Source organism: Vibrio marisflavi CECT 7928, from assembly GCF_921294215.1.
Classification (GTDB): Bacteria; Pseudomonadota; Gammaproteobacteria; order Enterobacterales; family Vibrionaceae; genus Vibrio; species Vibrio marisflavi.
Window position 1 is genome coordinate 44,165 of the sequence record NZ_CAKLDM010000005.1, and the last position, 19,826, is coordinate 63,990.

19 protein-coding genes and 2 pseudogenes are annotated in these 19,826 nt (G+C 39.7%); 12 read left to right on the forward strand and 9 right to left on the reverse strand.

Annotated elements, in window-relative coordinates; translation table 11 throughout:
• Positions 1 to 10 precede the first annotated feature (10 nt).
• On the forward strand, positions 11 to 928 hold the full coding sequence (locus L7A31_RS21985; protein ID WP_237364171.1) for a hypothetical protein: 918 nt from the start codon (positions 11 to 13) through the stop codon (positions 926 to 928).
• A 69-nt stretch (positions 929 to 997) separates the two neighbouring features.
• Here the strand turns inward: L7A31_RS21985 and L7A31_RS21990 are convergent, their stop codons facing one another.
• From L7A31_RS21990 to L7A31_RS22000, 3 genes and pseudogenes are all read right to left on the reverse strand, one after another.
• Positions 998 to 1,843, reverse strand: a complete 846-nt coding sequence (locus L7A31_RS21990; RefSeq protein ID WP_237364173.1) for an MBL fold metallo-hydrolase — start codon at positions 1,841 to 1,843, stop codon at positions 998 to 1,000.
• 8 nt (positions 1,844 to 1,851) lie between these two features.
• Positions 1,852 to 3,048, reverse strand: coding sequence for an amino acid permease (locus tag L7A31_RS21995; protein WP_237364175.1), 1,197 nt, complete (start codon positions 3,046 to 3,048; stop codon positions 1,852 to 1,854).
• Positions 3,049 to 3,535: 487 nt separating this feature from the next.
• A pseudogene (locus L7A31_RS22000) lies at positions 3,536 to 4,691 on the reverse strand (IS3 family transposase).
• Positions 4,692 to 5,063: 372 nt separating this feature from the next.
• Between L7A31_RS22000 and L7A31_RS22215 the strand changes: the two are divergent.
• From L7A31_RS22215 to L7A31_RS22015, 4 genes and pseudogenes are all read left to right on the forward strand, one after another.
• Positions 5,064 to 5,186, forward strand: a complete 123-nt coding sequence (locus L7A31_RS22215) for a hypothetical protein (RefSeq protein WP_290368781.1) — start codon at positions 5,064 to 5,066, stop codon at positions 5,184 to 5,186.
• A gap of 83 nt (positions 5,187 to 5,269) precedes the next feature.
• Positions 5,270 to 5,476 carry a hypothetical protein gene (locus L7A31_RS22005; protein ID WP_237364176.1) on the forward strand — a complete coding sequence of 69 codons (207 nt, stop codon included), beginning with the start codon at positions 5,270 to 5,272 and terminating at the stop codon, positions 5,474 to 5,476.
• A 257-nt stretch (positions 5,477 to 5,733) separates the two neighbouring features.
• Complete coding sequence (locus L7A31_RS22010) at positions 5,734 to 6,081, forward strand: hypothetical protein (protein ID WP_237364178.1); 348 nt, start codon at positions 5,734 to 5,736, stop codon at positions 6,079 to 6,081.
• A gap of 318 nt (positions 6,082 to 6,399) precedes the next feature.
• A pseudogene (locus L7A31_RS22015) lies at positions 6,400 to 7,339 on the forward strand (DDE-type integrase/transposase/recombinase).
• Between the two features lie 43 nt (positions 7,340 to 7,382).
• Here the strand turns inward: L7A31_RS22015 and L7A31_RS22020 are convergent.
• Positions 7,383 to 8,534, reverse strand: a complete 1,152-nt coding sequence (locus tag L7A31_RS22020) for a hypothetical protein (RefSeq protein WP_237364186.1) — start codon at positions 8,532 to 8,534, stop codon at positions 7,383 to 7,385.
• Between the two features lie 411 nt (positions 8,535 to 8,945).
• Between L7A31_RS22020 and mobI the strand changes: the two genes are divergently transcribed.
• The 7 genes from mobI (at position 8,946) to L7A31_RS22055 (ending at position 15,185) form a co-directional block, all read left to right on the forward strand.
• Positions 8,946 to 9,449 (forward strand): conjugative transfer protein MobI(A/C), encoded by a 504-nt coding sequence (mobI, locus tag L7A31_RS22025; RefSeq protein WP_237364188.1) that lies wholly within the window; start codon positions 8,946 to 8,948, stop codon positions 9,447 to 9,449.
• Positions 9,450 to 9,697: 248 nt separating this feature from the next.
• Positions 9,698 to 10,579: a UvrD-helicase domain-containing protein gene (locus L7A31_RS22030; RefSeq protein ID WP_354003832.1), complete on the forward strand. Its 882-nt coding sequence runs from the start codon at positions 9,698 to 9,700 to the stop codon at positions 10,577 to 10,579.
• On the forward strand, positions 10,492 to 11,178 hold the full coding sequence (locus L7A31_RS22035; protein ID WP_290368782.1) for a 3'-5' exonuclease: 687 nt from the start codon (positions 10,492 to 10,494) through the stop codon (positions 11,176 to 11,178). Before L7A31_RS22030 ends, L7A31_RS22035 begins: the two co-directional genes overlap by 88 nt.
• Positions 11,179 to 11,356: 178 nt before the next feature.
• Positions 11,357 to 11,608 carry a hypothetical protein gene (locus tag L7A31_RS22040; protein ID WP_237364190.1) on the forward strand — a complete coding sequence of 84 codons (252 nt, stop codon included), beginning with the start codon at positions 11,357 to 11,359 and terminating at the stop codon, positions 11,606 to 11,608.
• 84 nt (positions 11,609 to 11,692) lie between these two features.
• A complete protein-coding gene (locus tag L7A31_RS22045) occupies positions 11,693 to 13,498 on the forward strand; it encodes an RHS repeat-associated core domain-containing protein (protein WP_237364192.1) in 1,806 nt (601 codons plus the stop codon).
• 19 nt (positions 13,499 to 13,517) lie between these two features.
• The gene (locus tag L7A31_RS22050; protein ID WP_237364194.1) at positions 13,518 to 14,201 is read left to right on the forward strand and encodes a hypothetical protein; all 684 of its coding nucleotides are present in this window, start codon (positions 13,518 to 13,520) and stop codon (positions 14,199 to 14,201) included.
• A gap of 810 nt (positions 14,202 to 15,011) precedes the next feature.
• The gene (locus L7A31_RS22055; protein WP_237364196.1) at positions 15,012 to 15,185 is read left to right on the forward strand and encodes a hypothetical protein; all 174 of its coding nucleotides are present in this window, start codon (positions 15,012 to 15,014) and stop codon (positions 15,183 to 15,185) included.
• 370 nt (positions 15,186 to 15,555) lie between these two features.
• Here the strand turns inward: L7A31_RS22055 and L7A31_RS22060 are convergent, their stop codons facing one another.
• The 5 genes from L7A31_RS22060 to L7A31_RS22080 all read right to left on the reverse strand — a co-directional run.
• Positions 15,556 to 16,056, reverse strand: coding sequence for a hypothetical protein (locus L7A31_RS22060; RefSeq protein WP_237364198.1), 501 nt, complete (start codon positions 16,054 to 16,056; stop codon positions 15,556 to 15,558).
• A gap of 65 nt (positions 16,057 to 16,121) precedes the next feature.
• Positions 16,122 to 16,316, reverse strand: coding sequence for a hypothetical protein (locus L7A31_RS22065; protein WP_237364200.1), 195 nt, complete (start codon positions 16,314 to 16,316; stop codon positions 16,122 to 16,124).
• A 187-nt stretch (positions 16,317 to 16,503) separates the two neighbouring features.
• The gene (locus tag L7A31_RS22070) at positions 16,504 to 17,457 is read right to left on the reverse strand and encodes a hypothetical protein (RefSeq protein WP_237364202.1); all 954 of its coding nucleotides are present in this window, start codon (positions 17,455 to 17,457) and stop codon (positions 16,504 to 16,506) included.
• A gap of 192 nt (positions 17,458 to 17,649) precedes the next feature.
• Positions 17,650 to 18,663 (reverse strand): ParB family protein, encoded by a 1,014-nt coding sequence (locus L7A31_RS22075; protein ID WP_237364210.1) that lies wholly within the window; start codon positions 18,661 to 18,663, stop codon positions 17,650 to 17,652.
• A 2-nt stretch (positions 18,664 to 18,665) separates the two neighbouring features.
• The coding region (locus L7A31_RS22080) for a ParA family protein (protein ID WP_237364212.1) at positions 18,666 to 19,826 on the reverse strand (1,161 nt) is incomplete at its 5' end.

A 19,826-nucleotide genomic window follows, 5' to 3' on the forward strand; every position in this document is an offset into this window, starting at 1 on the left:
GAGAGCTACCATGTCAAAAGTATCATCTCAATTCAAGCGGTGCCACTTCAGCAATGAATTCTCAGAAATAAAAACAAAAATACATCCAGAGTATATTTTCTCTTGTTTAAAAGGAATTAATGATGGGTGTAACCCATTTATTATTTATAGAACTATAAATGGAGGCATAGAAGAAATACATCATTCTGACTCATTTGATGACTCTAGCTTAAATAAACTTGTTGAGCTAATTTTAAGTGAATCTGTAATAACAGATAAACTGCTGGTCGCGGGCGCTCACACAGTAGTCGACTTAAGTAACCGGTTGGATATTGGAGAAGAACCTATAGTATCCCTTGAGTTTAGCTTAAAATTGATTGAGGCATTGAGGTCAAAAGCCAATATTAATGCAGACTTTATGATTCCACTTAATGACTTTTTCATGGAGCATGATCCAACTACAACATCGGGCAGTGCAGACAATAGATATAGGCAAGAAGCTGTTGTGGATTATATCTTACCCACAAAAGCAGAAGATCTAGTCATCAAACACTTGAAAGAAACAGGTGTAGAAATCAAACCATTCTACTGTAGTGAAAAGGGAATGGCTGATAGGTTTAATAGATATATCAAAAATAAAAAGAAAAACTCAGAACTATTTACATGCTCTGATAATGGTTCGAACTGGTACATGAACGTACACGGACAAAAGATAGCAGTAACAGAGAACTACAAACCAAATTGTGTAGCTGGAAATGCAGCAACTGAGAGGGCTACCCGATACAATATTACCCCAAATAAACAATTTGACCATTACACTTCTCGCATAGGGATTTATCCTAGGTGCTCTATGAGAAATGTGTTGAACGGATATCTAGTAGCGTGTCAAGCATATGATAACTTTGATATGCCTGGTTACTTTGTATTTTTTGGTGGCTCCTGCGCTTGAAAATAAGCACCGACTGTTAGCCAGATAGATTATTAAAAGTTTGTCTGGTTAATTGAAATTTTATATATTCTAAATTTCAACTCTGCATCCTGTAGGTATCTGTTCAATTCTATTTCCTAAAATCCCTCTTAAGATTTTATATGCTTTACTTCCTGTGCAATGCCCTGTGTATAAAGCACCTATTGGATAATTTAGTAATTCATTTGCTAGAAAAGTAACCTCCTCCCTACTGCCTATTGTCCAACTAAAAAGTGGTAGGCCTACTAAATGAAACCCACCTATTATGGCTTTAATTCGTGTGTTTGGAAACAAGTTCACTGTTGTATGGACCATGTTTAATACACCAGAGTGCGCACATCCAGTAAAAATAACCAATCCATCTTCCTCCCTAATTACCATCATTAATTCATGATCGAAGGAGTCTTTATTAATATGGTTGTCCGCTTTAGAATATATGTACTTATTTCCTTCTGGTCTTTTGTATTTGTTTGAAATTTCATTAACTATAAATATATTACTATATATTTCAACAACACCTGAAGTATATCTAAACCGCCTGCTTTTGCTATGTAACAACAGAGATCTACTACTTATGTTTTTTGTTAGCTTAGAAAGCCTAAATAAGTAATCCTTACTATTGCAATCTCGAAGAAAAACCTTTGATTTTTTGTTCTTTTCAAGAAAATGACCTATTCCACTGCAGTGGTCATGATGTCGATGAGAGACTACTGCAGCATCCACATCTTCCATTTTTATATCAAGTACATTAGCATTATGAAGAAATTTATTACTTGCACCAAGATCAAAGAGTATATTTTTCCCCATTGCACTAATATGCAGGGACAAACCACTCTCTGTAACAAGTTTCGGACAATTAGATATTTTCTTGTTATCTATAAGAACAGTAACGATCATAATTACTACTAATTAATATATCCTGATGATAACACTATGCCACTAACAACTATAGCGAAGAAATTTGTGACATTAACCTTTTTATTTTTTAACATCACAATAGCTGGGAAAAGCATACCGATGATGATAACCGAGGGACCACTGATAGTTTTGATAAGATCCATAACATTTGGATTCACTATGCCGAACAGAGCTAGGCCGAAACAAACAACTAACATCATTTTCTTATCGGTTTTTTCGTTACTCACATAGAACTGATTGAGCCCATCCTTAACCCCTATAATAGTCCCAATCAATGCACCAAACGAGGCAATTACAACAACTGCCAGTCCTGCGATATTGACAGCGTTACTATTTGAGAATTGTGAAACTAAAGTAATTGCATTCGTGTTTTTCGGTGTGTTGACTAGCATCGAATCAGTAAGGGACATAGATACGGAGAAGGAAAAAAACATCACCGTAATGGCGATAATGCTACAGCTAGTGAATATAGTAGCAGATGAACTTTTTTTTGCTTCTTCTCCATCATTACTACTGCTATCCAACACACTTTCAACAAACTTGGAAACACATGGTGAAAAGTTCATAGCAAATATGATTACTGGAATATAGCTAATCATATCCTTTATTTTGATTTCGGAATGACTTGATAGAACAGATACGTCCCACTTGGGGATCAACAACAAAGAAAGTGAGAACAACACTATGGCTAGCGGCACAGATATATATTTGGTAATCAGTAAGATCCTAGCGTGCCCATGTGCCGATAGAAGATACAATAGTGCACCTAATACCAATGAGAATACTGGCCTAGCTAACTCACTGTATTGTGGCGAAATACTCTGAGAAACGGCGGATATTAAGGCGACAAAATTTATTATGCAAATCGTAATACTGGAAATAAATAGTAGAAGTGAATATGCGTACGATGCTTTCTTTCCTGATATTGATTGTATTGTCTGAACTGATCCACCGCCATTCCCCCCAGAAATGATTAGGTTTGATAACGTCTTATGGTTTAGATAGGCAAGGGGGATGCATATAATAGCTAGTGTAATAAAAGGAAAGAGACCTATAGCTTTTGGGCCGATCTCTTGAGGCACAAATAAAATGCCGATCCCCATTGCAGTTGCAAACTGAGTGGTCACCCACTTAAAGTTTACGTAGTTGTAATATCCCCATTTACTTGTAGCAGATAAACTCATCTAGACCTCTCTAGAATGCCAAAACATAAAAGTTGATAAATCTATAAATAGTTAATATATCAGCACTAATAACCAAAAATACACCCAGAAACTAGTTATATAAACCATCATTATTTATATATATGAAATATGTGACGCGACTACCACTTTAGTATTATATAGCTTGAGGATATGAGTTTGGGTTGGTATAAATTATTTCATCGCGGAGGGGTGCCTGAGTGGTCTAAAGGGGATACCTTCTAAGCAAGGTATTGAACACTAATATTCAGTGTTCCGTCGGTTCGAATCCTGCTCCCTCCGCCACCTTTCTCAGTGGTTATTTCCCTATATCTTCAACATTGTTAGTTCCAACTCAGCCGAAAATTAACGCTCATATATTTTAAATATTTATTATATTTCCTCTTGCATATGACTAATCTATATGCATATGATGTATAGAGTTTTAGCCGTTTGTCCTATTTGGACAGACACTAAACGCTTGTTCTGCTCAAGTTAAACCGGACACTTTTCTTAAGGAATTTTCATAATTGATCGGTGACATACCATTATTTGCAGTATGAAGCCGGTCTAAGTTGTAATATCGCATATAGGCTGCGACATCATTCTTCATATGCTCTCTTGTTGGTTGTGGTACTTTCAGCAGCCAGTCATGCTTTAAACTGCCGAAGAACCTTTCTACTACGGCATTGTCCCAACACGCTCCAACATCACCCATGCTAGCTCGGATCCCATAGTTAGCCAGTAAATTGCGATATCGCTTACTTGTATACTGTGACCCCCTGTCTGAGTGAAACACCAAACCTTTACGTGGTTGGCGTAGGTTATAGGCTTTCATCATCGCTTTGCTTACCAAATCAGTGGTCATGCGTTTATCAACGTGCCATCCCACAATACGTCGTGAGTATAAGTCCATTACGATAGCCAGATACATCCAACCTTCACCAGTCTTTAGATACGTCACATCTCCCGCCCAGATTTGGTTGGGTCCAACAGGATTAAAGTTCTGATTAAGCAGGTTACTTGCTACTGCATCGCTGTGCTTACGTTTGGTCGTGACTTTGTAAGCGATGCGCTGAGTCACCACTAAACCAAGCTTGGCCATCAGCTTTTGCGTGCCATAGTCGCTAATTGTAAAGCCCTCATTGCGCAGTCGTTTCTTAGCTCTCGATAACCAAGGCTGTTCCTACTTCGCTTGAATATTTCCTTTGCTCTGCGATACAACCGTAACTGCTCAGCCGTGATAATGTCAGCCGGTTTGTTAAGCCAAGCGTAATAAGCTGAACGACTGATATTTAGACGCTTACAAAGCTGGGTAACCGGGTAAATTGAAGCGAGCTGTTTAACGGTTTCAAACGCTATTTGGTTTCCTTGAGCAGCAGGGCGCTGGCCTTGTTTAATATATCTTTTTCCATCCTCAGCTCTTTGTTTTCCTTACGTAGTCTAATCAGCTCTGCGCGTTCATCGGCAGATAGAGCCTCACCGGATTGCTCTGCTTCGAACTTTACTTTCCAGTTGTAAAGCAGCTTATCTGTAATACCTAGAGAAGCCGCGGCCTTAGGCACGCTATACCCTTGCTCCGTCACCAATGCTACAGCCTCGTGCTTGAATTCATTGGTATAAGTTCTGTTTTTTCTTCTTGTCATATACACCTCGATATCAGGATTATATTCCTTTATTGAAGTGTCCGGTCAAATTAAAGCAGAACACCCCCATTTATGTGCCTTTTATCGAACATCCGTACTTGTCGACATATCCACTAAGTGGTCATTTTGGCAATCTCAAATTTAATATCAACTCTGTGCCCCTTGCTTAGGATACAGAAAAGTTGAGTTTAAAATAATTAGATGGGGTTTACCGCCAGCTTACCTTATATTGCTGCATTTACATATGCAATCGAGAAAGGTTTAGATTTCAATGTATTTAAACTTTTCGTTATCGGTATAGTCATTATCGTAATAGCACAAAAGCTGAATCGGTAGTAAGATTGCTAAAGAAGCAACGTAAGGAGAAATGAAATGAATGCTATTTATTTAATTAGTGGAGTTGCTATTGCTGTTGGTTTGTTCACTCTGTACGCACCGAACATAGAAAAATGGTGCAACAAACAGCTTGAAAAAAGCACTAAAATAAAGCGATAAAACTAACCTCTAGTTTTTAGTTCACACGCCACTAGGTTTGCGCAGATATTTCCTCTTTTTTGATAAAATTTGGTGATACCAATATGGCCCCATTCACCACTGCTACCGCCAGTAAGGTATTGAATGACGTTGTCTCCGTTCCTTTACACTTTCTTGCTGAACAGGTAGGAAAAGCTAGGCGAATGCTATTTATCCATTCAATGGTTAAACATACAGCTGTTCCAAAAGCGCTAAGTATTCAACACCTTCAACTGCTAAGCGAGAAAATTAAGTGTTACCAAATTGTTTAGTTATGGTGCGTGTGAACTGGTAGTAAAAAGTGATTTAGAAGATAGCAGTCTTGTTTAGGTAAACTCAACTTGATTGTCGATCATAAACGGTACAACGCGTATCTTATTTTTCGCCTGAATTGCAATGGCTATGCTATTTTTTATTTGGGCATGAGTAATATGATTTTTGTCACGTATTATTTTTGCGTTCAGGGTATATCTATTGTCTCATCGTGAATTTGTTGAGAACCAATTAGTCATATCAGGGAGAGTAAGTGATGAAAAAGCTAAATGTACTGCTATATCCAATAGTTGCCGTGTTAAGCCTTATTGCTCATGTGGCAATGGCAAAGCCTACAATGCAAATAAACTCTGACAATATTAGTAACGACGGGGCGCAAGCTGTGTATACAGGAAATGTGAATATTGTAGTGAAAGAAGGGCCGCTTCATGTGACGGCAGATTCTATAGAGACAATTGGCGGACAGACGTTTTATAAAGGCAACGTAGTGATTGATGTTGGTGATCAGCAATACAATATGGATGAGGCTTTCATCGTAAATGATTCTAAGAGTGATAGGACTACTGTATATGCCAACAAAGTGATTAGCACTTACAAAGGTTAAAGTTTGTAAGAAAGAAGTGATTACCTTCGTATGAACCGATCTAAATAAGCATTTGATTAATCGAAGATAATTAGATGATTATTAGGTATTTTATGGTAAATCTTGTTACTGTTAAATTGTAACTGCATAACGCTATAAAGTAATGTAGACACTGGAAGTATTTAACATAATTATAATAATACGTATAGGGGTTGTAACTGCAATATAGTTTTGAACTCTTGCACAATTGAGCGTAGCAATATGGAAAATGTCTGAAGAACTCGGTCATATAGACCCTGTGTGATTCATAGACATCCTTTCAACTATACAGGGGTGTCTATGGACAGAGAAATTCAACAGAGGCTACAGTGGGTAAAGATGTATGAAGAATCTGGTGATGCAGGCTTCGTATGTTGACGTTGTGGGATTTCGAGACCAACATTACGGAAGTGGTCAAATCGATACAAACAAGTTGGAATTTCTGGTCTGGAAAGCCAGAGCAGGTGGCCTTATTCTTCTCCTGACACCAAAGTTACGGATGAGTTGAGAGCACTAATCCTTCAAATGCGTGTGAAACATAATTTAGGGGCGCGACGCTTGCAAACAGGACTAATTCGGCTTCACCAAATACACCTAAGCACAGCAACTATTCACAAGGTACTATCCGAAGCTTCTGCGAAACCGATAGTAACTTACCGACGCAAAAAGGACCTCCAAGGGTACGAGCGCCCGATTCCTGGCGATAGCGTTCAGGTGGATACTTGTAAAATAGCACCTGGGGCTTATCAGTACACGGCCATTGACGACTGCTCTTACTATCGCCTTTTAAGGTGCTATTCTCGGCGTACAGCGGCAAATACAGTCGAGTTTATCGAATGTGTAGTGGATGAGATGCCATTTCTATTCAACGTATTCAAACTGACAGAGGGCGAGAGTTCTTTGCTGAAAAAGTCCAAAAGCAACTTATGATTTTTGGAATCAAGTTCCGTCCCCACAAGCCTGCATCCCCTCATTAAAATGGAAAAGTTGAACACTCCCAGAAGACAGATAAAAGTGAGTTCTACCCAACAATTGATTTAAATATTGGCCTGAAGAGCTAGACATTCTGGTTGAATGGCAAACCTACTACAACTGGGAACGCCCTCACAGCGCTTTAAAAGGGCTTACACCAACATAAAGAGTTATAGAACTATCTGACCAAACACCTCTGTCGGAAGAAATATTACAAGACTACCAGATCTGGAAAGAGAGGTTCCAAGAGCAGAATTACAAGCTCTAACTCAAGCTAAGAGAATTGAAGCCATCTTTATGAATCACACAAATTAACCGTTTGATATAACAATCTTAGCTTCGATTTTAGTCATTTTCTTCAATGAAGATGGCGAAACCCCTCGTATAATAATAGGGTTCACTCCACTCTTTGTCGCCGTTCTATAATTTTTATCGTCGCTTTCGTACTGAAAAACATAATACTCTCTACCAAAGAAGCCATTCAAACCGCTCAAAGGTAAAGTAGACTTCTTATTACCAGCAGAAACAACAAGTAAAACACTTTTATTCTTCATATAATCTAGCAACTTTCCACTATACTGATGTTTTTTCTTTGGTGAACGATTAAGGCTTTGATTTATTGAAACTGAATAGACAACATCATATTGAATACTTAAGTCAAAGTATTTATTTAAAACTTCTTTAACTTGATTGCCATCTAACTTCCAATTAACATAGACCGTAATATCATACGTACCATCAGTGTTTTTCGTAAACTTAGGTTTGCCAATTAGCACTTTGGCCTCATTTTGAAAATAGCCAAATAAGTTTTTATTTATATCATCCTTCGCTAAAGAGTAATCCCTATCATCTAACTGAGCCAATTGAAACAAAGTTCCTTCTTCAAATACCTGTTTTGCCGAAGAGCGATTATGGTTTAATTCTTTTAATATCGCCTCACGGTCCGCCATCAAGTCCTGCCTAGATACACCTGTGTTAATATTTCTTGTTAACTCAATTAGTTTATTTCTAAGTCGTTTATTATCTTCTGAAAGAGACTTTACTTTCTCTTGCCTCTCTGGGTCAGATTTTAACTTTTCAATCCCATCTTTAATTGACTGTTTAGAGAGTTTTATTTTAGCTTCTGTCGTTAATTGAATACTTCCAGACTGATTAACTTCACGCTTATCAGAGCGAGTTACGACCTCCATAAACCCAGCACTAAGAACACGGACTTGTTGCTTTGTTATTTTTCCATCCAATAACTTCAATTCACTTTCAACATATGTGCCCGCATAGTCTGAGGCCGACTTCTTGGCTTGTTCAATATTAATAGCCTTGGCATCCGTGAGTGTGTCATTATCCCCTAAAACATACACTTCAGATACATTGAGAATAATATCATTCTTTGTGTCTTTATCGACAGTAACACTTGCGTGTGTCGAAAATGAACAGAGAAATATAATATAGAGTATCAGTTTCATTATTATCTTATCCTTAAGCTAGGTATTATTCACAATTCTACCATGGCCACTTAATTTCCAAATCCGACTGTACACATTGTGTGGAATAGCTCAACTACGCATGTTCAAAGAGAACAGTAAGGATATATTTCAAAATTTGAAAAATAATTATTATGTTAAATAGAGAAACCTATCATCAAGTCTACCAAGACTGAAATTTGCCTGAGAATCTGAGGTTGCTTACATCAAATGTGAGGGTTTTGTCCCATAGTACGATAAATCATTTAAAAAATCCCTGTACAAAACATTACAATAATTCGTACTTGAACTAGTAGTACAAATTATCATGATAATTCGTTACTACATTTGTTAAGGTATATGCTATTGAAAATAGCTACACCTTAAATCAATGTGTTTTTAGTGGTAGAAATTATGGATGAAATCAGAGACGAAATTTACCAAAAAATCGACCAGCTATACGGGGAAGCCGTACACATCCAAAGAGTGTGGATGAAGCAGGTAGCAGAGCGTGAAATCAACCGAACCTATAGAGAGAACAAAAAAAGCGAATCGACCAACTATGAATTTCGAATTGAGTTATCTGAGTGTTCTTTTTCTTTGCGTTGGTTTCGAGTTCAGTTTTTCAAAAGTGGTAATAAAACAAACCGAATCAGAAAAGCCATTGCCATTCCTGCTTCTGGAAAATATAAGGCCACACAGTTTCGTTATGCTGAAGATTGGGAATTACAAAGTATTCTCCAAATGGAAGATGTATTATCTAACATTCGTGTTAAAGTAAAACACTTAATGAAAATGCACCATTTGGCGATTGCAGTATCTAATGTAGATAACAATAAATTAATAACCATTCCGATTAAAGAAAGAGTAGAGTTACCCCCTTACTCAATCAAAAAATTCAAAGAACAACTTTGTTAAGAAATAAAATATGGACGTCATAGCTAGAAGTATCGGAGAACACGAACTCACTGAAGAGATGAATGATATTATCGACGCTGTTCAATCTGGACACAGTATAAAGAGGGTACGCTTATGCTGGGCCTGGGAAAAGCACATTACTGAGAGCGATTGAGAAATATCAAGAAGGTAAGCTTGGTCTCTATATTTGTTATAACAAGTCACTGGAGCGCGAAGCCAGAAAACTTTTCATAGGTCATAGCGTTCATATTGCCACTTCCCATGCTTTTTCATTAAGCATCTTTGATAAGGAAGTGAAATCCAATTTTCTGAAAAAAGTGAATTCAAAACACTCTGGTGATTCAGTCAATAAATACGGTCAGTTCGACTCCAACCATGCAGAGTTTAAATTACTCGACATTCCAAAAAATTGGCGTGTCATACTGTCCTCAGCCAATCAATTCATTTCTACCGCGTCCATCCAACTTACCGATATCCACCTTGTCCATAAAGCTGAAAGGATAATTGGCCAGCTCATTAAGCATAATAAAATAAAGCCCAAGCAAAAAGAGAAGTTAATCCGCTATCTGGTTCATCACTGCCAGCTATTTTCACAGGCTATGTTAAATGCCAATAGTCCATGCCCAAGCTCTCATGATGCGTATGTGAAATATTGGCAACTGAACAATCCCGTCATAAATTATGACTACATCATGTTTGATGAAGCGCAAGATGCGAACCCTGTACTTTTGAATGTGATATTAAAACAGTCTTGTCAGCAAATATTCGTCGGTGATAAATACCAATCTATTTATCAATTTCGCGGTGGGCTCAACGCTATGGATATTATCCCTCACCCCGCATACCCTTTATCGCACTCCTTTCGTTTCGGCCCTAATATTGCGAGCTTAGCAACGAAAATACTTAATCACTGCGATGATAAGGTACTCATTCATGGACGCGGTTTTGATACTCAAGTAATTAAAGGCTCTGAATATAATGGCAGTGATCCATTCTTATATTTAGCGCATACCAATATTAATTTGCTCGACGTACTTATCTCTTGCTACCAGACGAAAATCCCTGCGGTGTTTACCTCGAACAAAGCTGGCAACACGTTAAGCAAACTCAAACTCTGGGTGATTGGATAGAAAACAAAAAAGACAAAATAGCTTTATTCACCGAAGCCCTCCAATGGACACTCAATATCATCCCAACGAAAGCCAAAGTCCACTTATCGGCAGCTCACCTTTCAAAAGGCTTGGAGTTCGACACAGTCATGCTGGCCGACGACTTCAAAACTGCCACTTCGAGTTTTCATTACGGAAGACCCATGGATGAGACAGATTTAAACCTACTGTATGTGGCTGTCACTCGTGCGAAGAAAACGCTTATCTTACCGGATGAATTGTTCTTGGCTTTAGAGGAAAATCTGGCGTTCACATTGAACAAGCACAAACCTGCTCCGTGTTTGTTGGACAACCTACTCCCTAAATCCATGAAATCGCCAGGGGCGAAAACAAGCTCAAAACCTCAAATCAAAAACGCACCGTCCAATTTGAACAAAGAGGTAAAATCAAGCCACCAACCAAAACCCTCTTCTTTGGCCAGCTCTGCTTTATCACCGCAAGAACAAACCCCTCAGAAATCAGCAACATCAAAAGTCAGCGCTAAACAAGAGAATCTAGGCATTCAGAAAGCACCTGAAGAGGAAAAAGCGAAAAAGGCCGAAATCCACACCTTGCCTTAAAAAATCTGTTACAAGGACGTCAGGCGCGATTTCAATCAATGTGGGACAAAGTAAATCTGATGATTCAACTCAGACATGGACACCCACTGACACCAATGAATACTTAAACCCAAATCTTGCTATCGTTGGGACAATGGGGACGGGTTAAACTCAAACCGTCAAATCCATTCTCACCCAGTTGAAACAACAAGAGCAGCTGAACACCGGCAACGAGTCTCTGGGGGTTCTGATATTTGATTACAAATCTGACTACGTGGATGACAAATTCATCTCGGCCACTGGCGCGACGGTGTTAGAGCCAAACAACCTTCCTATCAACCCGTTTGCTCTGCACTCCCAACACCGTTTAGCTCCGATGAACACGGCCAAAGTCTTTATCTCTACGCTTAGCAAAGTGTTCAAGTTGGGCGTCAAGCAAGAGCAAACTTAAGATGAACTAGAGTACAATTCTCACGGATACTTAAACACTATCCATCATGCTGATGGAACAACCGTCGACTATGCGCCAGATTCATTGGGTCGACCAACAAAAGCTGGAGATTGGGTCACGCAGGTCAATTACAAACCTGACAATAGAGAGAAGGATTATACCGTTGCTAGTGGGGTGAAAACGACATATAGCTACAATGACCGCAGTATGCTGGAAAGCATTCAATATAGCAGCTTAGTGAATTTAAATGACCAAGCCAGCAATGTGACTTTGAGCTACTCCTATGATGGAAATACCAATGTCACCGCTGTGATTGACTCTCGACCAAACCACAATAAAAACTATCAATATGACAATAATAATTGGCTAATTGGCGGTTCGGTAAGTGGTCAGTCGTTGTCAGTTCGTTATGACTTGGTTGGAAACATAACGTATAAGTCATACGGTCAATCTACATTTACGTACCTCTATGATTCTAAAAATAGAATGTCCAATATTGAAGGCTCAGTTTACGGCTCATTAGCCAACCTTTTAGAAGATGAATCCCGGGATACACCGCAAGCCTTTACGTACGATAGCTATGGCAACATTTCCAGCAGAGATGGAAGTGGTACAGGAATGATATACAACGATGCCAAACAGCTTGTTGAAGCCACAGGCATCAACCCATATACAGGAAAAAGCTACCACCTTTATTATTACTATGACGCTTTAGGAAATCGTGTTGCTGTTGTAGATGAGAGTGAGACGTACTATGAAATATATAATGGTCAAAACAAACTTTTATACAAACTTGGTTATGGGAAGATCACCAACTACCTCTATTTAAATGGTCGCAAGGTAGCTGAAAGCACACATGAACAAGGCTCTCAAGCTACACCTGCTACATCCACATTTTTCCATAGTGACTTGCTTGGCTCGGTTATCCTGAAAAGCAAAATAGATGGTTCCATTATTGATACATCAGGAAACGGTCAAAACTACCTACCATATGGGGCGGAGCTAAACCCAGGAATCTATACCAATACGCTAACAGGCTTAGTAGGTGAGCATATCGGCTTTATCAATAAACCTTTCAATAGCAATAGCGGTTTGTCTTATTTGGAGGCTCGATACTACGATCCACTCTTAGGACGCTTTATGGGTGTTGATCTTGTCGATTTCTCGGCGGATGCGCCAATGACGTTTAACCGATACGCGTACTCATGGAACAATCCGGTGACGCTGGTTGATCCAAATGGGAATACTCCTTTCTTTATCGATGTGGCTATAGGTACCGTCGGTTCTGCTGCTATCGGGGCTTATCAGGGTTATCAAAGAACTGGCACTGCTATGGGAGCTATCAAAGAAGCAGCAAAACAAGGAGCAATTGGTTTGGGCGTGTCTCTGGTCACCAATAGTTATGCGGCAATTGCTCGAACTGCTGCAACAACGAGTGGTAGTTTGATAAAAGCAGGTATAGCAAAAGTAGAAATTGCAGCTGTGGAAGTTAACGCGGATGTTGCGGTGAATATGACCTCAGACATGCTTACAGGAAATCTTAGCGATCCGGAAAGCTATTATAAAAATGGTGTAATCAATTCTATACCCGGTGTCGGAGGGGCCAGCGGCAGCTTAATACACAATGGCCTTGGAAACTTAAAGAAAGGGAATATCGCTACGGGAACGTTGAATGTGGTCGTAGGTGCGGCAGCTGACGGTACCATGAGAGTCTCAAAAGAGGGTATGAAAAATCAGCTCAGCAAAAATGCTGCCTCTAATCAAGTTAACACCAGTGATTACCAAACCGATGTAATACAGAGCGTAAGAGAGCAAGCCAAAAAAGATCGTGGTGGGCAAAGCTGGTCTCGTGGAGAGCAAGGTAATTGGCGGGATCAGTGTTCATTTTAAGTTTTTATAGGACAATGACATGAAAGATTTAGCAATCTTCGTTATTCCCCTAATTCTAGGTTTTACCTTTGGCGGATGGTATGCATTTAAGTCAAAAGTATCTAGGTTACGTGACGTATTAATAGTAATAATTGCTATTACTTTATTACCTAGCTTCTTGGTCGGGTTAAGCTGGGTAAGCTTACCTTCGGTCACTATCACTTGGGAAGACTATTTGGCGTTTATTGGGGGGTATCTAATGGTAGGTATCTTCCCCGTAGCTTACCTTGTTAAGCACTTTATGGTGAAAAGGGCGTTTATATATGAAGAGTTATCAATACCAAGTGATAACTCAAATTTAGGTGTGAAATACATTTATGATAAACCGGCGAAAGTAACGGTCTTTGCCGACGCGATTTTACTTAATGTTGGAGGCGTGTTTATCATCATTGGTTTTGCTATCAACGATTGCATTGGCTTCACTATTAGCCTTATAACACTCACGACATTTCTTGCACACATTTCTTACCTTTGGAAGTTTGTCCGTTGCCCTCATTGCAAAGGGTTTGTACTTCTAAATATTCATAACCCCCTAGAAGTTCCTGAATACGAGAACAAAGTGTCTTCTTTAGCGCAAATCATCTTTCTCGCGGCTGAAAAACAAACCACCTGTGCTTGCTGTCGAGGAAAGGTTAAGTTTGGGACAGACCAAAACATACAATAGAAGTGGCAGCGCTCGTCTGAATGAAAGAAAGTCGATTTAGGTAACTAGCACTAAATCGGCTTTAGGATACAAAACTGGAGCCATATCAGCCGTCACTTTCTATAGTTTGCTCTGGATCTACGCTTGTTGCTTAGCGAGCAAGAGGTCAATGATGAGAATACACCCTCATCGAGCAATGAGTAAATTGCTTGCTATCTATAGCCCGAGAAACGCTTTTTGTTCCAACGTATCTGAGTAGTTCGCTTTTTGGGAAGAAGATTGGGCAGTTTGGAGAGTTCTTAGCTTCAAACTTTGTTCACACACAAAGTCATACAAGATAGCCAACTAGTTTTTGCTCTGTCGCCTCTTCAATTACAATCCAGAACATATTTATCACATATTTTTTAATATTTTTGTCGATATGCGTTACTACCTATGGCTAGGAACTCTCCAAACACCACTGATCGAGAAGATTATAATGTTTTCATTATAATGTCTATGATTGCATATGATTTTATAGTGCATTTCTGGACCGTTTTGTTGGTTCGTTCACATAGAAAATTACACGCAAGTACTAACGACTAGGTGGCTGGAATTTTAGTAAGAGAAATACCCTATCTTCGATAAATAGAAGATACACATTAGGGCCCTAAAATCCCGTGGCCTCGCTTCTGTTATGCCAAACCATCTGAAAGCTTTACTCTATTCAATTAGAAGGCAAGCCATAAAAAGCAATCAATATCGTTCGCCCCTTTATTTAAAACCAAAATTTAGGAAACCTCTAACGTCATGATTCAATGAATTGGGACACCTATTGTTATGGAGGATATGATGTTTGATTTGCTCAAGATAGTCATCTTTGCAGCTGGATGTGCCGTTATCTACGGATTAGCCACAGGAACGGATTTGAATGTACTCTTTGCAGACATTATCGCTCAAACCTTACCGGTCATTAAAAAAGTAATAGCATCAGTTTGGGAACTCATTCGAAGCGCAACTGGATAATCAATGTTTTTCACTGTAAATATCAGGTTCTCAGCTGAGCACCGGGCGCTTATTCATAATGCAATAAGCGCTGCTATCCCCCTTCCATATCTAGTTCGCTTCTGGAATAGGTCGTTAGATTTCTTTTTAAGCGATAGCCTCCATGCTCGTATGGCTGCAGCTAGGCTTTGTCACTAAAGCTACCGTCACGGTGGAGTATTCTGGATATTGTACCGCTTATCCAGTGGCAAGGATTGTTAACATCGGTAGCGCAACACACTGGTAAAGCGTCCATATTAATCATTTTTAATTGGAATCACTCGCGCTTTTATACTAACAACGCAGCTTATACATACCCAATATGTTTAAGCTGCTTTGGTAAGCACACTGTTCACTGCTGAGGTCTACCCACCTGCTCAAAAAACTTTCTCAGCTTTTCAATAATTTTCAACTTTTGTGATTCATCGTCACTCTCTAGCGCCGTATAAGCTTCGTATAGCAGTTGGTACTCGATTTGGTTAAGATCCAAAGCTATAGGATGCTCTTCTTGAGTACCCTCCTGAACATCTTCTTCAAGGTAATTCGTGTATTTTTCAGTAAATTCCGTTAAAGCGGAAAGCTTAACTGTTTGATTTTTCTTTCGATGTGACGAAATAGACTGACTATTAAACATTTCGCGGGCTTTTTTTATATTGCCTTTTTTTAATTCTTCATCAATAAGGTGGCCAAAGTACAAGCCTAGCTCTGAGATACTAATATCCATACAAGAAAACTGATCGACAAAATAGTGCCATACCGTTTCTTGTACCTCTTTAGAATCGAACCCAAGGCCTTTCGCACATAGTATATCCTTGGCCCATTGTGGAATAGATGACTTATTCAGTTTTACCATAAATACATTTCTCTAAAAGAAACCCGACGGTGGGTGGTATTCGTATCTCCAGCTCCAATGAGCGGTTAACTTACGTTTTCTGTCTGCTGCGCGTGTTTTATACCAGCAACAATTAGCCTCACAGCTTTATTTCTACTCTCCCACCAATCATAAAATGTCCGTCTTGGCACTTCTGCAATATTCGCGACCTCCTTAACATCTAGTCCCAATTGCTCTCGACAATAAGCGGAAAATGCCTCTCTACCTGTTTGATCTGTCATACTTCCCTCGATAAGATTTGATCGCTTTCCCTGTAGTGTGCGTTAATCGCACATACAATACCACTAGGGCTCATAGTCACCAACCACGGAGACCCAAGATGCCCTCTCTATTACCGATTTAGTTTATTACCTTAGCAATAAGCAATATAGCTTGAACGTACCGAGAAGTATTCACCTCCGACACTCGTCAACTCGATAAGACATACCCTCCCTTTCCAGTTGACCTGATAATATTTCTGGCAGCCAACTCCATTAAATAAGTTTTGACTTCTTTTTGCCTGATCGTATTACGAAAACAATTATAGATAGAGCGATGAGTAGGTAAACACCGCCCCTGAATAAGTGCAAGCTGCATATCTTCTACTACTCTAGGGTTGACCAACACTGAATATGCTCGGTTCATGCCATCGCCCAATGGAGCCTCACTTTTTGCCTCTTCAACAAGGATTGAAGACTCCCCTACTTCCACATTTTGACTGACTTTTGGCGTTTGTTCTAAGGCCACACCCTGCTTGCTATATTTCTTCGCGCTGAGGTGATGCAAACAGAGTGTCATGGCAAGAGACAATACTTCTAGCGCGATAGAAATGGTCAGCACAATTAATGTAGAGTACGAAGCCAATAGGCTGTCACTTTTAATATTCACGGACGTGTCCATTGCCTTACTCAAGGCCGCTCTCTTTTTCGCAATCAACTGAGACGTCGTGCTGGCTTGCGTAATATGATCAACGTTCAGCTGTCGAGTTCTTAAGGTTTCTAAGTTTTCGATTTCACTTTGAAGTGAAGAGATTTTTTGCTTCGCCACTTGAGCAGTTCGGCTCTGAGATAGAACGGAGTCTACCCCATTCTGAAGCGAAAAGATTGAAGCGGTTGTGCTTAGAAAAACTAGCGAAAGGCTAATGATACTGAGCAATATAGCCGTAGCTTTGTTCTTATCCAGCAGGCTCAAAATAAGCATCGGAGAGTAATTTTTTACCGCATCGAACAGCAACCCCAATATGGAAAACGTGATGGCTAAACCAGTACCTTTACCCAATGAATACATAAAGGTGACCGTTAGGTACATACTGATACCGGCTGCCGTATAAAGGACTAGATGACAGAAAGCTTTATGAGCGCGGTATATATCAACACTATTCATTCGAAAATACTCTAAGAACGAGACAAAAGAAATGAAGCCGCCATAACGGTCATCTCGTAAAAATAAAGGGAATTTTCAGTGCGAACAACCCCGGTTGTTTTCAACTGAACGAAATATATTAACTATGAATTACAAAGGGTTACAGGCTACCCCATGAGTGCGAGTAGTAGGATAGCCTCGATCTTGACCACGCTACGAACAATAACTCTTTATCAATGCTTCTACTTCCTCAACCAAAGCTTTGTCCATTCGAGAAAGTTCGAACTTAACGGTCTTGCCATTGGCACTGACGCGTTTTCTCGCATGCTTATCTTTAGACGCAAATTTCACTAAATCCACAAGCGTTTCAGACTTTGCAGAGCCCGACCCTTTTAGTGCTAATTCCTGTCTCTCTATGACACTCAATACGATGTCTTGACGCTCAGCCTTATCCAATTGGCTGGACGAAGAGATATCCTTGTCCATCAGGATGGCATCTTTAAAAGACTGAATACTCGTACCAAACTTCTTCAGTGTTTTCTCTACTCTTGCAAGCTTTGCGTAGAAACTGTTTGGAATGCCTTCATAGTCAGGAAATATTTGCAGGAGCTCTTCGTCTATCTTAAGTGCCTGTATCGATTTTCTAACCGTTTCTCTGCCAACATTCAGCAAAGCGGCTAACTCATTGACGGTCAGTGTCGACGGCTCGATACCGTGTTCTCCGGCTTCATCCATCATGGCTTTGCCACGCTCTCTAAGGGAATGAGGCTTCAATGAGTGAGCATCTCGAATAAGAGCGCGGATATCATTGTTAGACGCACTGTCTGAAGGTAAAACCCAGATAGGGTAAGACTGTTTGGTTTCAATCGCGCAATAACGCCTCAAACTGCCTTCAATCACCAAAATTGTCGTATTGTCGCTAGACCAGATCCCAAGGCAATCCGTATCGATGCCTTTCTCTCGAATAGATTCGATAATGGCACTGGCAGCGTCATAATTGAGAGCGTCTTGGTTACGAGGATTCAAAAAATGAGAGCGCGTTTTAGTTTCTATTTCATCATGAGATAAAACATGGCGCTGTGCTTTGTATACCCCACTCTCTAATTTGTATTCTTTCAGCTCTCGCTTAGATTGAACTTGAAGCTTATTGCCTTGCTGCAAGTGCCCTTTTGCCGATTTTCCTAAAAACGCTTCTTTGCCAGTGCTTCTGCTGTATTTACTATTCATTTTTAATTCTCTTCCTTAACAGATACGGATTTGATCTCTCTAATGATTTGTTTATATACCGAGTTGATTGAAGAGATTGCATCATCGTACTTTTTAGAAGAGCAAAGCTTTTCTGATTTCATAACATCAAGAGGCGTACGGTTGAGCTCTGCTGCCGCTACCATGAGCTCTGAATGAACAATATAGGAAGACAGAAGCTTGTCTTGTGCCGTCCTAGATAGTTTATCCATCGTATCTCGTTCTGCCTTAACCTTTTCATCATGGTTTACGACCAGTACCCGGCTCCAAACTAAGTTATCCCCTTTTGATGGCAACCCTTCAAATCGAGACGCTGTCGTCAATAAGTAGTTAGTTGTGGAAGAGTAATCGTATTCTCTTGGAGAGATCGGAATCAGAAGGCAGTCCAGAGCTTCATTCGCCGCCCATATCAAAGGAGATTCTTGTGGGGGGGTATCAATGAAAATTAGATCATAAGATTCTTGCAGTACTGGAATGATATCTTTAGACAGCCTTTCAATTAACTTATCTTTTATTTCTTCATCAGACTGCCAAAACACGTCATGGAACCTTTCGTCGGTGGCAAAAGCGGGCAACACATCAAGGTTTGGTAAGTGTGTGTTAAATGGAGAGTTTTTAATAATTTCAGATTCGGTATACCCCGACTCAATGAGATCGTGGTAATCACCTTCTTGTTCTGTGTTGCCAAGCACTAAATCAATTGCAGTAAGATAAACCGACTCGTCATCTAAAGTACGAGTGATCATTCCTTGGCCTAACGTGCCCTGTGGGTCTAGGTCAATCAACAGTACTCGAGCATTTGTATCTAAATCCAAAGCTGCTGCAGTCGATAGCAAAGCGGTCGTTGTCGATTTGCCCGTACCACCCTTTTGGTTTTCTATGGCGATAACCCTAGGTACATACTTTTCGCTGTAAGTTGGAAACTCCCAATAATCTAACAGCGATAGAATATCGTGCCTGGTGAAAAGGTGTTGCTTGTTTTGGTAAATAGGCTCAGTAATGACATTATTGTCCAACGCTGCTTGAACGCGTTTTTGAAATGTCACTGGGGCAAACCTTGTATGCTCTCTAAGCGTTTTTTTGTTTAAGCAATGATTGTAAATCAGACGGTCAATCCCATCGACTTGATCATCGGAGACATTTAC

Bases quoted from the DNA above. Each gene is read 5' to 3' on its own strand.
- L7A31_RS22070 (WP_237364202.1), bottom strand. From the start codon at position 17,457: ATGAATAGTGTTGATATATACCGCGCTCATAAAGCTTTCTGTCATCTA.
- L7A31_RS21995 (WP_237364175.1), bottom strand. From the start codon at position 3,048: ATGAGTTTATCTGCTACAAGTAAATGGGGATATTACAACTACGTAAAC.
- L7A31_RS22060 (WP_237364198.1), bottom strand. From the start codon at position 16,056: ATGGTAAAACTGAATAAGTCATCTATTCCACAATGGGCCAAGGATATA.
- L7A31_RS22005 (WP_237364176.1), top strand. From the start codon at position 5,270: ATGGCCCCATTCACCACTGCTACCGCCAGTAAGGTATTGAATGACGTT.
- mobI (WP_237364188.1), top strand. From the start codon at position 8,946: ATGGATGAAATCAGAGACGAAATTTACCAAAAAATCGACCAGCTATAC.
- L7A31_RS22010 (WP_237364178.1), top strand. From the start codon at position 5,734: ATGAAAAAGCTAAATGTACTGCTATATCCAATAGTTGCCGTGTTAAGC.
- L7A31_RS22055 (WP_237364196.1), top strand. From the start codon at position 15,012: ATGTTTGATTTGCTCAAGATAGTCATCTTTGCAGCTGGATGTGCCGTT.
- L7A31_RS21985 (WP_237364171.1), top strand. From the start codon at position 11: ATGTCAAAAGTATCATCTCAATTCAAGCGGTGCCACTTCAGCAATGAA.
- L7A31_RS22050 (WP_237364194.1), top strand. From the start codon at position 13,518: ATGAAAGATTTAGCAATCTTCGTTATTCCCCTAATTCTAGGTTTTACC.
- L7A31_RS22215 (WP_290368781.1), top strand. From the start codon at position 5,064: ATGAATGCTATTTATTTAATTAGTGGAGTTGCTATTGCTGTTGGTTTG.
- L7A31_RS22075 (WP_237364210.1), bottom strand. From the start codon at position 18,663: ATGAATAGTAAATACAGCAGAAGCACTGGCAAAGAAGCGTTTTTAGGA.
- L7A31_RS21990 (WP_237364173.1), bottom strand. From the start codon at position 1,843: ATGATCGTTACTGTTCTTATAGATAACAAGAAAATATCTAATTGTCCG.
- L7A31_RS22020 (WP_237364186.1), bottom strand. From the start codon at position 8,534: ATGAAACTGATACTCTATATTATATTTCTCTGTTCATTTTCGACACAC.
- L7A31_RS22065 (WP_237364200.1), bottom strand. From the start codon at position 16,316: ATGACAGATCAAACAGGTAGAGAGGCATTTTCCGCTTATTGTCGAGAG.